Annotated in this window: 12 protein-coding genes; 8 read left to right on the plus strand and 4 right to left on the minus strand. The window is 65.1% G+C overall.

The features are described from left to right. Positions 1-27 precede the first annotated feature (27 nt). Complete coding sequence (radA, locus tag JN531_RS11675; protein WP_228349040.1) at positions 28-1,380, plus strand: DNA repair protein RadA; 1,353 nt, start codon at positions 28-30, stop codon at positions 1,378-1,380. Between the two features lie 9 nt (positions 1,381-1,389). On the opposite strand, the gene JN531_RS11680 is transcribed toward radA, so the two are convergent. Further along, positions 1,390-2,646, minus strand: a complete 1,257-nt coding sequence (locus tag JN531_RS11680) for an HlyC/CorC family transporter (protein WP_228349041.1) — start codon at positions 2,644-2,646, stop codon at positions 1,390-1,392. 79 nt (positions 2,647-2,725) lie between these two features. Next, positions 2,726-3,520 carry a cytochrome C assembly family protein gene (locus JN531_RS11685; protein ID WP_228349042.1) on the minus strand — a complete coding sequence of 265 codons (795 nt, stop codon included), beginning with the start codon at positions 3,518-3,520 and terminating at the stop codon, positions 2,726-2,728. Positions 3,521-3,568: 48 nt separating this feature from the next. Between JN531_RS11685 and JN531_RS11690 the strand changes: the two genes are divergently transcribed. From JN531_RS11690 to JN531_RS11700, 3 genes are read left to right on the plus strand one after another with little or no spacing between them, the layout of a single operon-like run. Further along, positions 3,569-4,336, plus strand: coding sequence for an MBL fold metallo-hydrolase (locus tag JN531_RS11690; RefSeq protein ID WP_228349043.1), 768 nt, complete (start codon positions 3,569-3,571; stop codon positions 4,334-4,336). A gap of 45 nt (positions 4,337-4,381) precedes the next feature. After that, positions 4,382-5,065: a TIGR00153 family protein gene (locus JN531_RS11695; protein ID WP_228349044.1), complete on the plus strand. Its 684-nt coding sequence runs from the start codon at positions 4,382-4,384 to the stop codon at positions 5,063-5,065. 8 nt (positions 5,066-5,073) lie between these two features. Then, complete coding sequence (locus tag JN531_RS11700) at positions 5,074-6,324, plus strand: inorganic phosphate transporter (protein WP_228349045.1); 1,251 nt, start codon at positions 5,074-5,076, stop codon at positions 6,322-6,324. A gap of 9 nt (positions 6,325-6,333) precedes the next feature. Here the strand turns inward: JN531_RS11700 and JN531_RS11705 are convergent, their stop codons facing one another. Together JN531_RS11705 and JN531_RS11710 are read right to left on the minus strand one after the other, a co-directional pair. Then, positions 6,334-7,461, minus strand: a complete 1,128-nt coding sequence (locus JN531_RS11705; protein WP_228349046.1) for a fatty acid desaturase family protein — start codon at positions 7,459-7,461, stop codon at positions 6,334-6,336. A 31-nt stretch (positions 7,462-7,492) separates the two neighbouring features. After that, entirely contained in the window at positions 7,493-8,563 is a 1,071-nt protein-coding gene (locus JN531_RS11710; RefSeq protein WP_228349047.1) for a ferredoxin reductase, read from the minus strand. A gap of 137 nt (positions 8,564-8,700) precedes the next feature. On the opposite strand from JN531_RS11710, the gene JN531_RS11715 reads away from it, so the two are divergent. The 4 genes from JN531_RS11715 (at position 8,701) to JN531_RS11730 (ending at position 13,947) form a co-directional block, all read left to right on the plus strand. Next, positions 8,701-9,360: a TetR family transcriptional regulator gene (locus tag JN531_RS11715; RefSeq protein ID WP_228349048.1), complete on the plus strand. Its 660-nt coding sequence runs from the start codon at positions 8,701-8,703 to the stop codon at positions 9,358-9,360. A gap of 93 nt (positions 9,361-9,453) precedes the next feature. Further along, the gene (locus JN531_RS11720; RefSeq protein ID WP_228349993.1) at positions 9,454-11,079 is read left to right on the plus strand and encodes an acyl-CoA carboxylase subunit beta; all 1,626 of its coding nucleotides are present in this window, start codon (positions 9,454-9,456) and stop codon (positions 11,077-11,079) included. Between the two features lie 10 nt (positions 11,080-11,089). Then, complete coding sequence (locus tag JN531_RS11725; protein ID WP_228349049.1) at positions 11,090-11,911, plus strand: enoyl-CoA hydratase/isomerase family protein; 822 nt, start codon at positions 11,090-11,092, stop codon at positions 11,909-11,911. Positions 11,912-11,946: 35 nt separating this feature from the next. Then, positions 11,947-13,947, plus strand: a complete 2,001-nt coding sequence (locus JN531_RS11730) for an ATP-binding protein (protein ID WP_228349050.1) — start codon at positions 11,947-11,949, stop codon at positions 13,945-13,947. Positions 13,948-14,035 lie beyond the last annotated feature (88 nt).

Below are 14,035 nucleotides of genomic sequence, written 5' to 3' on the forward strand. Positions count from 1 at the left end.
TCCTAACGGTTTTGACGGCCCGCACAAATGGCGAAGACGCGAACCCAGTATGTCTGTCAGCGCTGTGGCGCCGCCAGCCCCAAATGGGCGGGGCAATGTGGCGACTGTGGCGAGTGGAACACCCTGGTCGAGGTGGAGGCGGCGGGGCCGCGTCGAAGCGGTTTTGCGCCGCTGGTGGCAGGTTCGGCGGTGGAGCAGCTCGACCAGGTCTCGTTGGCCGATGTCCCGAGGGCCTCCACCGGGTCTGCCGAGATGGACCGGGTGCTCGGCGGCGGTGTGGTGCCGGGCGGCGTCACCCTGATCGGCGGCGATCCGGGCATCGGCAAGTCGACCCTGCTGTTGCAATTGCTGGCGCATATGCAGGGTTTGTACCGCACCCTGTATGTCACCGGTGAGGAATCGCTCACACAAGTGCGCCTGCGTGCCGAGAGACTGGGGCTGCCGCGAATGGACCTGCCGGTGCTGGCGGAAACCCGGGTCGAGGCGGTGCTGGCACAGATCGAGGCACAGAAGCCGGGCTTCGTCGTGCTCGATTCGATCCAGACGCTGTACACCGATGCGCTCGACTCCGCGCCTGGAAGCGTTTCCCAGCTGCGCGAGTGTGCCGCCCAGGTGGTGCGCCATGCCAAGCGCAGCCAGACCGCCGTGGTGCTGGTCGGACACGTCACCAAGGAAGGGGCGATCGCCGGTCCTCGGGTACTCGAACACATGGTCGACACGGTGCTGTACTTCGAGCACGACGAAGGGAGCCGCTATCGGATCGTGCGGGCGGTCAAGAACCGGTTCGGGGCTGTCAATGAGCTGGCGGTGTTCGCGATGACCGACGGGGGGTTGAAGGAGGTCAACAACCCCTCAGCGCTGTTCCTGTCCAGACACGCACAGCCGGTCCCTGGTAGCGTCGTCACGGTGACGCGTCAGGGCAGCCGGCCGATGCTGGTGGAAGTCCAGGCGCTGGTTGACCGGTCCCTGCTGGGCACGCCGCGACGGGTGACCCTGGGGTTGGAGAGCAATCGGCTGAATCTGCTGCTGGCGGTGTTGCACCGGCATGGCGGGGTGGCGCTGGGTGATCAGGATGTCTTTGCCAACGTCGTCGGCGGCATGAAGATACAGGAGCCTGCGGCCGATCTTCCGCTATTGCTGGCTGCGCTGTCGTCGATGCGCGGGCGGCCGGTCCCGACGGGCTGGGTGGTGTTTGGCGAAGTGGGCTTGGCGGGCGAAATTCGACCGGTTCAGGCGGGCGAGGAGCGGCTGTTGGAAGCAGCTAAACAAGGCTTCACCCACGCCATCGTGCCGGAGGCCAACAAACCGCGAAAATCGGCCAAGCTGGGCATTGAGGTCATGGCCGTGAGCCGGCTTGAACAGGCGATCGCCCTGGTGTGATAGCCGGTTTCAGGTTGCCGGGCGGATGCGAACCGCCTTCACCGCGTTCGAGCGCGCCTCGATGATCTCGAACTCATAGCCGGCAATGCGCGCCTTCTTGCCGGTCTGGGGAATGCTCTCCAACTGCTCCAGCAGCAGCCCGTTGACCGTCTTCGGGCCGCTGATCGGCAGCTTCCAGCCCAGATTGCGATTGAGGCTGCGCAGGGTGACATTGCCCGCCACCCGAAAGCTGCCATCGTCGTCCGCGTAGACATTCTTCAGGCGGGTGGCAGGATCTGAAGTGAACTCTCCGACGACCTCCTCGAGGATGTCCTCCAGGGTTACCAGCCCCTGAATGTCGCCGTACTCGTCGACGACGAAGCCAATCCGGCGCTTCTGATTCTGAAAGTTCAGCAATTGCTGGTTGAGGGGAGTCCCCTCGGGGATGAAGTAGGGCTCCCGCGCCAAGGACATCAAGCTGTTGGCGTCGAGTTGGTTGTCGGCAGCCAGCCGCACCACGCGGCGCAGGTGAAGCACCCCCTTGAGCTGGTCGATTGAGCCGTCGTACAAGGGCAGGCGGGTATGCTCGCTCTCGATGATTGAGCTGCGGATATCACCCCACGGCTCGGACAGATCGATGCCCAGAATCTCGTTGCGGGGCACCATGATGTCCTCCACGGTCGCCTTTTCCAGGTCGAGAATCGACAACAGCATCTTTTGGTGGCGCTGGGGAATCATGGCGCCGGCTTCGGCGACGATGGTGCGCAGCTCCTCGGAGCTGATGTTGTGCTCCGCCGCATCTTCGGGAGAGACGCCGAACCCCCGCAGGATGGCGTTGCTGACCAGGTTGACGGCGTACACCAGCGGGTAGAGCAGCCGCTGTAGTGGCCACAACACGTAGGCGGCCGGGAAGGCGATGCGCTCGGGGTGCAGCGCCGCCATGGTCTTCGGCGTGACCTCGCCGAAGATCAGGAGTAACAGGGTCAGGGCGCCAGTGGCGATCGCGATACCGTCATCGCCGAACAGTCGCAGACCGATCACCGTTGCCACCGATGCCGCCAGCACATTGATGAAGTTGTTGCCGAGCAGAATGGTGCCGATCAGACGGTCCGGTCTTTGCAGTAGGGACCAGGCCAGCCGCGCGCCGCGATCACCCTGTTTCGCGCGGTGGCGCAGCCGATAGCGGTTGAGCGTCATCAGCCCCGTCTCGGAGCTGGAGAAAAATGCCGACAACAGCAGAAGGACCAGCAGAAGCGCGAACAGCGCCGATAACGGAATGTCGTTCAAGACGGGGGAGGTCAGGGCCGTGGCCGATCACATTTACGGAAGTTTCCGACTGTCGTCAATCATCGAGGTGTTGACGGGCTCAGTCGACGGTCCAATGTGCACCCAACATCAGCTCCAGCACCAGCTTGCTGCCGAAGTAGGCCAGGATCAACACGGCATAGCCCGCAAGCGTCCAGCGCGTCGCGACGCGGCCGCGCAGGCCGAATTGCCACCGCCCCCACAGCAGGCCGCCAAAGATGACCCATGCGGTGATCGACAGCACCGTTTTGTGCGCCAGATGCTGTGCCAGCCAGTCATCCAGGAACCAGAGGCCGCTGAGCAGGGCGGCCGACAGCAGGATGAAACCCACCGACACCAGCTGAAACAACAGCCGCTCCATGGTCAGCACCGGCGGCAACTTGCGCATCAACGCCGGCGCCTGATGCTGGTGCAGCCACTGTTCCTGCGCCGCCAGCAGGGTCGCCTGCATCGCCGCCAACGTCAGCAGCCCGGCCGACAGCAGGGACAACAGGATGTGGACGCGGACGGTCCAGTCGCCCTCCACGGCAGTTGCTGTGGACGGCCAGAGCGCCGCAATGAGCACGAACGCACCGGCCACCGGGTAGACCCCCAGTCCGAGCTGGCGCAAGGGTGACTGCCTGAGGCTGAAGACGAATAACAGGACCGATGATTGCCAGGCGAACAACGCCAGTGCCTCGGTCCAGCCGATCGCCAGTCCGTCAGGCCGCAGCAGCAGCAGACCGAGCGCGGCAGTGTGCAGCATCAGCGCCACCACGACCGCCCAGCGTTCGTCTGGCGCCCCTGGGGTGCGCCATACCCACAGCGTTGCCGTGCCGTAGCACAGGGCCGCGAGCAGGGCGAGGGAGATGATCATGACGCCAAGCGTACCACCGGGGTAGCATGCGCGAGGAGGTGGTAATTCATGCAGATGACGGTCCTGGGGTGCAGTGGCGGCATTGGTCCGGGGCTTCGGACCACAAGTCTGCTGCTGGGCGACGCCATACTGATCGATGCGGGGACCGGGGTCGGCGAGCTGAGCCTGGCGGAGCAGCGTTGTCTGCGGCAGGTGTTCCTCACGCATGCCCACCTGGATCATGTCTGTGGCCTCGCGTTTCTGGCCGACAATCTGCTCGATGAGATCGAAGCTCCGCTGACGGTTTCAGCCCGCCCGGAAGTGATCGAAACCCTGCGCACCCATCTGTTCAACTGGCAGCTGTGGCCCGACTTCGCTGCACTGCCGAATGCCGAACAGCCACTGATCCGTTGGCAGCCGATGGCGCCGGGAACCGTGATCGAGCTTGACGGCGGCCTGCGACTGCACAGTTTCTCGGTGCTGCACACCGTGCCCGCCGTCGGCTATGCCATCGAGGGCCCGGCGGGGGTGATCGCCTTTTCCGGCGACACCACCGACTGCCCGGAGCTGTGGGCAGCGCTGAATGCCTTGCCACGGCTTGATCGTCTGATCATCGAGATCGCCTTCGCCGATGAGGAAGCGGCGCTCGGTGTGGTGTCACGGCATTTCACCCCGGCACGCTTGGGAAATGCCCTTTCCGGGCTCCGGCATCGGCCGGAACTATTGCTGACGCATCACAAGCCCGGAGAGGAAGCGCGTATTGAGGCGCAGTGCGCCACCGCGCTAGCGGGTTGGTGTTATCAGCACCTCCGTCGCGGGATGCGTTTCGCGCTTTGAGCCCGACGGCAGGCGGTTGTGTGAAGGTTTTATTACAATCCGCGCATGCCACTCAAAAGTACGATCGCGGAAATGCTCGGCGGTTCGCCGATTCAGCCGCTCAAGCATCACATGGCCCGCGTCGCGGCCTGTGTCGACCATCTCCCTGCCTTCGTTGAGGCGGCCATTGCCGGCGATTGGACCGCTGCCGCAGCGCTGCGCGACCAGATTGCCGAGGGGGAAGGTGAGGCGGACACGCTGAAGAAGGACCTGCGGCGTCAGCTGCCCTCGCACCTGTTCATGGCGGTCGACCGCCGCGATCTGCTCGACATGCTCCAGATGCAGGACAAGGTAGCCAACAAGGCCAAGGATATCGCCGGGCTGATGCTCGGGCGTCGGATGGGAGTGCCGCAGCCTCTTGAGGGCGCATTCCGCGCCTTCGTCCAGCGCACCGTCGATGCCTGTCATCAGGCGCACCGGGCCATCGGCGAACTGGACGCCTTACTCGATACCGGTTTTCGGGGGCGGGAGACCGCCGTGGTCTCCACCCTGCTGGGGGAACTCGACCGGATCGAGCACGAGACCGACCGCTTGCAGATCCGCTTGCGGGAACAGTTGCTGGCGCTCGAACGCGAGCTGCCGCCGGTCGATGTGATCTTCTTCTACCAGATCATCGACTGGTTCGGAGACCTCGCCGACCGCGCCCAGCGGGTCGGTGCGCGGCTGCAAGTTCTCGTGTCAGCGCGCTAGGTCTGACCATGGATCTCGCCACGGTCTACATTGCGCTGGCCTGTGTCTTCGGCCTCTTCATGGCCTGGGGCGTGGGCGCCAACGATGTCGCCAATGCCATGTCGACGTCGGTCGGCTCCAAGGCCGTCACCATCCGCCAGGCGATCATCATCGCCGCCATTTTCGAGTTTGCCGGGGCCTATCTCGCCGGAGGCGAGGTCACCGCCACCATCCGCAACGGCATGATCGATACCCGATTGCTGGCGGACCGTCCCGACTTGCTGATCTACGGCATGTTGGCCTCATTGCTGGCGGCTGGCACCTGGCTGACCGTCGCTTCCTTCTTCGGCTGGCCGGTGTCCACCACCCATTCGATTGTCGGCGCCATTGTCGGGTTTGCCGCCATCGGTATCGGTATGGAAGCGGTGCACTGGGGCAAGATCAGTAACATCGCGCTGAGTTGGGTGATCTCGCCGCTGCTGTCCGGTACGCTGGCCTACCTGCTGTTCATGAGCGTCCAGGGGTTGATTCTCAACACCGCCGAACCCCTGAAGGCGGCCATACGCTATGTGCCGGGATACATTTTCGTGACGGCCCTGGTGACCGCGCTGGTGACGTTGACCAAGGGTCTCAAGCACATAGGACTGGACCTGGGTGCGGCCGGAGCCATCGGCTGGTCACTGATGCTGGCGGCGGTGGTGGCCGCCTTCGGCCTGCTGGCGATCCGGCGTCTGCGGCTGGATCCGGCACTCGACCGCACCTTCCAGTTTGCCAACGTGGAGCGGGTGTTCGGGGTGCTGATGATCGTGACCGCATGCGCCATGGCCTTTGCTCACGGCTCCAATGATGTCGCCAATGCCGTCGGCCCGGTGGCCGCCATCGTCGGCATCGTTGCCAGCGGTTCGGTGGCGGCGCAGTCCGCCGTTCCACCCTGGGTGTTGCTGCTGGGCGCCGTGGGAATCGTGCTGGGGCTGATCACCTTTGGCCGTCGGGTGATCGCCACGGTCGGCTCTCGGATCACTGATCTCACGCCGTCGCGTGGCTTTGCGGCGACCCTGGCAGCGGCCACCACCGTGGTGGCCGCCTCCGGAATCGGCCTGCCCATTTCCACCACTCATACCCTGGTGGGGGCCGTCCTTGGCGTCGGGCTTGCACGCGGCATCGCCGCCCTCAACCTGTCGGTGATCCGCACCATCTTCGTTTCATGGGTGATCACCTTGCCCGCTGGCGCGGTGTTGTCGATCATCTTTTTCTACATCCTCCGCGCCAGCTTCAGCTGACCCGCCCCTTCAGGCCGCCGCGGCCAGAGGGTTGCGGGAGGGTAGGGCCAGTCGGAATACCCGTTTCATGGTGGTGCCGAACTGGCGACGCAGCGGTGCGCTGTTGTAGGGCAGGCCGTAGCGTTCGCAGATCTCCTGCACCTTCGGCGACAGCTCGGCATAGCGGTTGCTCGGCAGATCGGGGAACAGGTGGTGCTCGATCTGGAAGCTGAGGTTGCCGCTCATCAGGTGCAGTAGCGGGCCCCCTTTGATGTTGGCCGAGCCCAACAGCTGGCGCAGGTACCAGCCGCCGCGGCTCTCGTTGGCGACTTCTTCCTCGGTGAACTGGTGGACACCCTCCGGGAAGTGGCCGCAGAAGATGATCATGTAGGTCCACAGGTTGCGGATCAGGTTGGCGACCACGTTGGCGATCAGCACCGGCAGAAAGAACGGGCCGGCCAGCGCTGGAAACAGCACGTAGTCCTTGAGGACCTGCTTGCGCGCCTTCTTCCACAGCCCGCGCAGCTTGGCGCGGGATTCCGGCTTGATCCGTCCGGTGCGGGCCAGCTGGTCCATTTCGGAGTCGTGCAGCCCCACGCCCCATTGGAAGAACACCGCAAGCAGGGCGTTGTTGATCGGATTGAGCAGGTGCGCCGGATGCCACTTTTCGGCCTCGCTCATGCGCAGGATGCCGTAACCGACGTCACGATCCTTGCCCAGCACGTTGGTCCAGGTGTGATGTTCGACGTTGTGGGTGTTCTTCCACTGATCGGCGGGGCAAACCGTGTCCCACTCCCAGGTGCTGGAGTGAATGGCGGGATCGCGCATCCAGTCCCACTGGCCGTGCATCACGTTATGGCCGATCTCCATGTTCTCGAGAATCTTGGCCAGCCCCAGGCCGACCGCGCCGACCACCAGTGCAGGCGGGAACAGGATCCCACCGTAGATGATGCCGCGACTGGTGATCTCAATGCCGCGCTGCAGGCGGATGACCCGGCGGATGTAGGCGGCGTCAGCAGCACCACGGTTGCCGATCACCTCTTCACGCAGGGCATCCATCTCGCGGCCGAAGGCGTCGACCTGTTCGGCGGTCATGCGCGGCAGGCCGATCGGCCAGGCGCTGTCGGGACGATGTTGGGGGCGGGTATCGAAGGCCATGGGAGTCTCCCGTTGGTTCGTTGGGGTGGGTTCAGAGTTCGATCGCGACGTCGCCCGCAGGGGCGCAGACACAGATCTGAATCAGGTCATCTTCGTCGCCGAAGCACTGGCCGGTTCGCAGATCGCGGACCTGGCCCTGCTTCAACTTGACGGTGCAGCCGTGACAGATGCCCATGCGGCAGCCGTGTTTCGGCATCAGGCCGGCGGCTTCGGCGGTTTCCAGCATCGAGGTGCGGCCATCGCTGTCGACGCCACCGCCACTGCTGAGGAACGTGAGGCGACCGCCGGTCACGTCGGACAGCGGCACCGCACGGGGGCGGAACCGCTCAACCGTCAGCGGCGCGGCGTCGGGGGTTTCGGCCCACAGGGCCTCCACCGTTTCCAGCAGTGCCGTCGGTCCGCAACTCCAGGCCGGGCGCGTCGTCCAGTCCGGGCACCGGGATGCCAGGTCTGCCGGGGTGAGATGTTGGCCGCCCTCGCGGGTGCAGATCAGCTGCAGGTCAATCTGTGGGTGGGCGTCCGCAAGTGCCTGCAGCGCCGTGCCCAGAATGACGTCGTTCTGACGCGGTGCATAGTGCAGCCAGGTCAGCGCAGGCAGGCGACCCTGGGCGGCGGCATCGCGCGCCATGCTCATCAACGGCGTGATGCCGCTGCCGGCACTGATGAACAGCGCCCGTTGCGGGATCGCCTCGGGCCAGCAAAAGGCGCCCTCGGCGTCGCTGATCTCGAGGTAGTCGTTCACCCGGGTCTGGTGGGCCAACGCCTGCGACACACGGCCGTCGGCAATCGCCTTGACGGTGATCTGGATGTCGCCGCCGGCCGTCGTCGGCGCCGACGAGATTGAATAGCAGCGGGAATGACGCACGCCGTCGACCACAGCGCCTACCCGCAGATACTGGCCGGCGCGATGGCCGCCCCAGCGCGCCGGGGGCCGCAGTGTCAGGGTGGTGGCATCATCGGTTTCTCGGTCGACGGCGACGATGCGGGCCTGCAGGGTCCGTTGCGACCATTGCGGATTGAACAGGGTCAGATAGTCGTCCGGCAGCAGCGGCGTGGTCAGGCGGTGCAGCAGTCGCTGTGCGAGGGGGGCGATGGCGGACATGGTCCGGCGGTCTCCGTTGGTGAACATGTGTACACTGTAGGGGTGATTTCCCTTTGAGTCAACACCTGTTCACTCAAATGGCGAAATCGGCTCGCCGGAACGCGGCGGTCAGGCCGCCGGACGGGATAAAATGCGCCATGCGCAGAAAGAAAACAGAGCCTGCCGGCGACCCCGGAACCCGCGACGAGCGCAAGCAGCGCACTCGGCGCGCCCTGATGGATGGCGCGCTGCAGTTGCTGGCGGGTGAACGCAGTTTCTCGTCGCTGTCGCTGCGGGAGGTGGCCAAGGTAGCCGGGGTGGTGCCGGCGGCGTTCTACCGGCATTTCAGCGGTATGGACGACCTCGGCCTGGCGCTGGTGGATGACGCTTTCGGCACCCTCCATGACCTGATGCGGGAGGCGCGTGCGGCGCCCTTGCCGGCCTCCAACCTCATCGCCAATTCGATGGAGACCTTTCTGCGCTATGCCGCCACGCACCGGTTGCAGTTCCAGTTCCTCGCCAAGGAACGCTTCAGCGGCTCATCGACCGTGCGGCTGGCCATTCGCAAGGAGATCCGGCTCTGGGTCAGTGAGCTGGCGGCGGATCTGGCAGCGTTTCCGAAACTGAAGCGACTGAATGGCGAAGACCTGCGGATGGTGACCGGGCTGGTGGTGCAGTGCGTGATGGGGGCCACCGAACTGTTACTGGACGCCGACCCGGAGAATCACGACGAACTCGACCGGATCCAGCGCAACACCGGCAAGCAGGTGATGCTGATCTTCCTTGGCGCCGCACAGTGGAAGAGTCCCAAACGCTGATTGCGCAGTAGCGGTAACCACAATTGTTGATAAAAATCAGCTTTAATGCTGATACGTAAAGACGTCGACACCTACAACAGGCAGAGGATGGAAATGCCGGTTATCGAATCCAGAGTGGATCCCCTGAGCCCGCAGTTCGCGGCCAATCGTGATGGCATGCTGCAGTTCATTGCCGACTGGCGCGCGGTGGAGCAGAAGGGACGCGACGAGGAAGAATCGAAGCGCGAGCGCTTTCACAAGCGGGGACAGCTGTTGCCGCGTGAGCGGGTGCACCTGATGCTCGACCGCGGCAGCCCCTGGCTGGAGCTGTCGACCCTCTGCGGCTACAAGCAGCATGATGACAAGGACGGTTCGCTGGCCGGCGGCAACATGATCGCTGGCATCGGCTACGTGGCCGGTACCCGGTGTCTGATCGTCGCCTCCAACTCGGCCATCAAGGGTGGCACGATGACCCCCTGGGGTGTGCAGAAGACGCTGCGCCTGCAGGAGATCGCCTTGCAGCAGAAGCTGCCGGTGGTGTCGATGATCGAGTCCGGGGGCGCCAATCTGCTGTACCAGGCCGAGGTCTTCATTCCTGGCGGCAAGACCTTCGCCAACCAGTGCCGGTTGTCGGCAGCTGGGATTCCCCAGATCACCGTGGTCCACGGCTCGAGTACCGCCGGCGGGGCCTACATGCCGGGCCTGTCGGACTATGTGGTGATGATCCGCAAGCAGGCGAAAGTGTTTCTCGCCGGGCCGCCGTTGCTGAAAGCCGCCACCGGCGAGGTGGCCGACGACGAGGACCTGGGTGGGGCCGACATGCACGCCTCGGTGGCTGGCACCTGCGAGTTCGTGGCCGAGAACGATGGTGACGGCATCCGCATCGCCCGCGACATCGTCCGCAACCTCGACTGGAACGCGCAGCGGCCGGTGCTGGGGCTGCGCGAAGTCCGCGCACCGCTGTATGACATCGACGAGCTGTGTGGTGTGGTGCCGCCGGACTACCGCAAGCCCTTCGACTGTCGCGAGGCGATCGCGCGTATCGTCGACGGCTCCGAGTTCCTGGAGTTCAAGAGCGAGTACGACCAGCAGACCATCTGTGGGCGGGCGGTGCTGCAGGGGCACCAGATCGGCATCATCTCCAACAACGGTCCGATCACCACCAAGGGCGCCACCAAGGCCGGGCAGTTCATCCAGTTGTGCTGCCAGGCGCAGATTCCGATCGTCTACCTGATGAACACCACCGGATACATGGTGGGCACCGAGAGCGAGCAGGGCGGTATCGTCAAGCATGGTTCCAAGATGATCCAGGCCGTGGCCAATGCCACCGTGCCGCAGATCACCATCGTCATGGGCGGCTCCTTCGGTGCCGGCAACTACGGCATGTGCGGCCGCGGTTTCGGCCCACACTTCATCTTCGCCTGGCCGAATTCCCGGACCTCGGTGATGGGCGGCGAACAGGCGGCCGGGGTGATGGAGATCATCACCCGGCAGAAATGGGCCAGCCAGGGCAAGGTCATGTCCGACGCCGACGAACAGATGCTGGGTGCCATCCGCAACAACATCGTTGGCCAATTCGACAAGGAGTCGCATGCGTTTGCCGCCACCGCGCGGTTGTTCGACGACGGCCTGATCGATCCGCGCGATACCCGTCGCGTTCTCGGGCTCACGCTGTCGGTTTGTCGCGAGGCGCAGGCCCGGGCGGTGATGCCGAGCAGTTTCGGCGTAGCCCGCCTGTAAGGGACCTCCGATGAACGACTACAGCGACCTGCTGGTGCAGGATGCCGACGGCATCCGCCACATCACCCTCAACCGTCCCGAAGCCCGCAACGCGATGCGGCCGGAGACCCTTGCCCAGCTCGAGGCGGTGTTTGGCGAATGCGCCGGCCGGGAGGATCTGCGCGCCATCGTGCTGCGGGGCGCCGGCGGGCACTTCTGCGCCGGGGCCGACCTGAAGGGCTTGATGGCCGGCGGCTTGAAGCCGCCGTCAGTGGGCGAAGCGGATCCCGTCATCGCCGTCAACCGCGCCTTCGGAACGCTGCTCCGCGCCGCCGAGGCCGTGCCACAGGTACTGGTCACGGTCTGCGAAGGAGCGGTGCTCGGCGGCGGCTTTGGCCTGGCCTGCGTGTCGGATATCGCGTTGGCGCACGTTGATGCTCGGTTCGGCATGCCCGAAACCACCCGCGGGCTGCCACCGGCCCAGATCGCGCCGTTCGTGGTCACCCGCATCGGCCTGACCCAGGCCCGTCGTCTGGCGCTCACCGGTGCGCAGTTCGGGGGCACGGACGCATTACGCCTGGGCGTGGTCCACGAGCTGTTCGCCGACGATGCAGCACTGACCCGGGTGCTGCAATCGACGCTGGATGCGATTCGCCGATGTGCACCGCGGGCCAATGCGCTGACCAAGGCCATCGTGCTCCAGGTTGGTCAGCAGGACATGGACAGGGTGCTCGATGACGCAGCCGCCAAATTCGCGGCCTGCGTGCGCGGCACCGAAGCCCCCGAAGGGATAGCCGCCTTCATGCAGAAGCGGCCACCGGCCTGGGCCGTGCCGCCCGAGCGTGCCGACTGAACGCCCCGCCCGATTACCGATGTCGACTGTGACCCATGAATAAAACCCAACGCTTCTCCAAGGTGCTGGTTGCCAATCGCGGTGAAATTGCCGTCCGCCTATTGCGGGGCGCCCGCAAGGCCGGCTATCGCACCGTGGCGGTCTATGCCGACGCCGACCGCGATGCCTTGCACGTTCGCGAAGCCGATCAGGCGGTGCATATCGGACCTTCACCGGCAAAAGAATCCTACCTGGTGATCGAGCGGATTCTCGAGGCCGCGCAGCGCAGCGGTGCCGAGGCCATTCACCCGGGCTACGGTTTTTTGTCGGAGCGCGCCGAATTCGCCCGAGCCGTGCAGGCCGCGGGTCTGGTGTTCATCGGGCCCGATCCCGATGCGATCGAGGCGATGGGGAACAAGAGCGAATCCAAGCGACGCATGATCGCTGCCGAGGTGCCCTGTGTGCCAGGCTATCAGGGCGACGATCAGTCCGACGACACCCTGGCGGCGGAGGCCCATGCGGTCGGTTTGCCGGTTATGGTCAAGGCGGCAGCCGGCGGTGGCGGGCGCGGCATGCGATTGGTGCATGATGCCGATCAGCTGTTGCCCGCCATCCGCTCGGCTCGCAGCGAAGCCGAAAACGCCTTCGGTTCGGGGCAACTGCTGATCGAAAAAGCGGTGATGAACGCCCGCCATGTCGAGATCCAGGTGTTCGGCGACCGTCACGGTAACGTGGTCCATCTGGGCGAGCGCGACTGCTCGGTTCAGCGCCGCAACCAGAAGGTGGTGGAGGAGGCGCCCAGCCCGGCGGTCGATCCGTCCCTTCGGGCGCGAATGGGCGCTGCCGCAGTGGCGGCCGCCAAGGCCGTCAACTACGTCGGTGCCGGCACGGTCGAGTTCATGCTCGCGGCCGATGGGGCGTTCTACTTCCTGGAAATGAATACCCGCTTGCAGGTTGAGCACCCGGTGACCGAATGCGTGTACGGGGTTGATCTGGTGGCGTGGCAACTTCGGGTTGCGCAGGGCGAAACGCTGCCGATGTCACAGGCCGAGATCGACGACAGCGCCTTGGGGCATGCCATCGAAGTGCGGTTGTGTGCCGAGGATCCGCTGGCCGACGATCTGCCCCAGACCGGTCGCGTACTGCACTGGCGCGCCCCGATGGGGGAGGGTGTGCGGGTCGACACCTATCTGACGTCGGGGATGACCATCAGCCCCTACTACGATTCCATGCAGGCCAAGCTGATCGCCTGGGGCGAAGACCGGGAAACCGCGCGCACACGCTTGTTGGCGGCCTTGTCCGACACCACGCTGATGGGCGTGATCAGCAACAAGGACTACCTGGCAGAACTGATCGGTCACCCGCTGTTCGCTGCCGGGGGGTGCACCACCGGCTTCATCGCCGAGCACTTTGCCGGGCGCCAGCTGGTGGTCGCGCCAGACGGCCTGGATGCCGGTCTGGCGGCGCTCGGCCTCTACCTGGGCGACACCGAGGCACTGGCGGCCGAACACGGGCTGCCGACCGAAATGATGGGCTGGCACAGCTCGCATGCCACGCCACTGGAGTTCGTGCTGCGCTGGCGTGAGCAGGACTTTGCGGTGGATCTGGCGGTTGGTGTCGACGGTCACTTCGAGATCACCTATGACGATGTCGTCATGCCGATACGGCTGACGCGCCGTACCGAGGAAGGCTTCCAGTACCTGCGTGATGGCGTCACCCACACCGTCAAGCTGACCCGCGACGGGGACGGCATCTGGCTCGAGCATGCCGGCCGAACCTGGCGGTGGGTCGACCGGACGCTGGCCCCCGCCGAGGGCCCTGCCGCAGGATCCGATGGTCGCCTGCTGGCGCACTCAGACGGCAAGGTGGTGGCCGTACACGTCGCCGCCGGCGACCGCGTGGAAAAAGGGCAAACCCTGGCGGTGCTGGAAGCGATGAAGATGGAGTTTCAGTTGCAGCTGCCGGTGACCGGCGTGGTCGAGAGCATCAGCGTTGCGCCCGGCACCCAGGTTCGCAACAAGCAGTTGCTGCTGGTGGTCACGCCCGACGCCAGGTAAAGACCGTTCTGCGTTGAGGCGAACGGGCGGCGCGGTTCGCCGCAAGCCACAAAAAAAGCCGCCAGCCTTCTCGGGCTGGCGGCTTTTT

The sequence above is a fragment of the Flagellatimonas centrodinii genome, from assembly GCF_016918765.2.
Lineage (GTDB): Bacteria > Pseudomonadota > Gammaproteobacteria > Nevskiales > Nevskiaceae > Polycyclovorans > Polycyclovorans centrodinii.

Excerpts from the sequence above, each read along its gene's own strand:
- radA (WP_228349040.1), top strand. The coding sequence starts at position 28 with ATGGCGAAGACGCGAACCCAGTATGTCTGTCAGCGCTGTGGCGCCGCC.
- JN531_RS11685 (WP_228349042.1), bottom strand. The coding sequence starts at position 3,520 with ATGATCATCTCCCTCGCCCTGCTCGCGGCCCTGTGCTACGGCACGGCA.
- JN531_RS11690 (WP_228349043.1), top strand. The coding sequence starts at position 3,569 with ATGCAGATGACGGTCCTGGGGTGCAGTGGCGGCATTGGTCCGGGGCTT.
- JN531_RS11695 (WP_228349044.1), top strand. The coding sequence starts at position 4,382 with ATGCCACTCAAAAGTACGATCGCGGAAATGCTCGGCGGTTCGCCGATT.
- JN531_RS11700 (WP_228349045.1), top strand. The coding sequence starts at position 5,074 with ATGGATCTCGCCACGGTCTACATTGCGCTGGCCTGTGTCTTCGGCCTC.
- JN531_RS11705 (WP_228349046.1), bottom strand. The coding sequence starts at position 7,461 with ATGGCCTTCGATACCCGCCCCCAACATCGTCCCGACAGCGCCTGGCCG.
- JN531_RS11710 (WP_228349047.1), bottom strand. The coding sequence starts at position 8,563 with ATGTCCGCCATCGCCCCCCTCGCACAGCGACTGCTGCACCGCCTGACC.
- JN531_RS11715 (WP_228349048.1), top strand. The coding sequence starts at position 8,701 with ATGCGCAGAAAGAAAACAGAGCCTGCCGGCGACCCCGGAACCCGCGAC.
- JN531_RS11720 (WP_228349993.1), top strand. The coding sequence starts at position 9,454 with ATGCCGGTTATCGAATCCAGAGTGGATCCCCTGAGCCCGCAGTTCGCG.
- JN531_RS11725 (WP_228349049.1), top strand. The coding sequence starts at position 11,090 with ATGAACGACTACAGCGACCTGCTGGTGCAGGATGCCGACGGCATCCGC.
- JN531_RS11730 (WP_228349050.1), top strand. The coding sequence starts at position 11,947 with ATGAATAAAACCCAACGCTTCTCCAAGGTGCTGGTTGCCAATCGCGGT.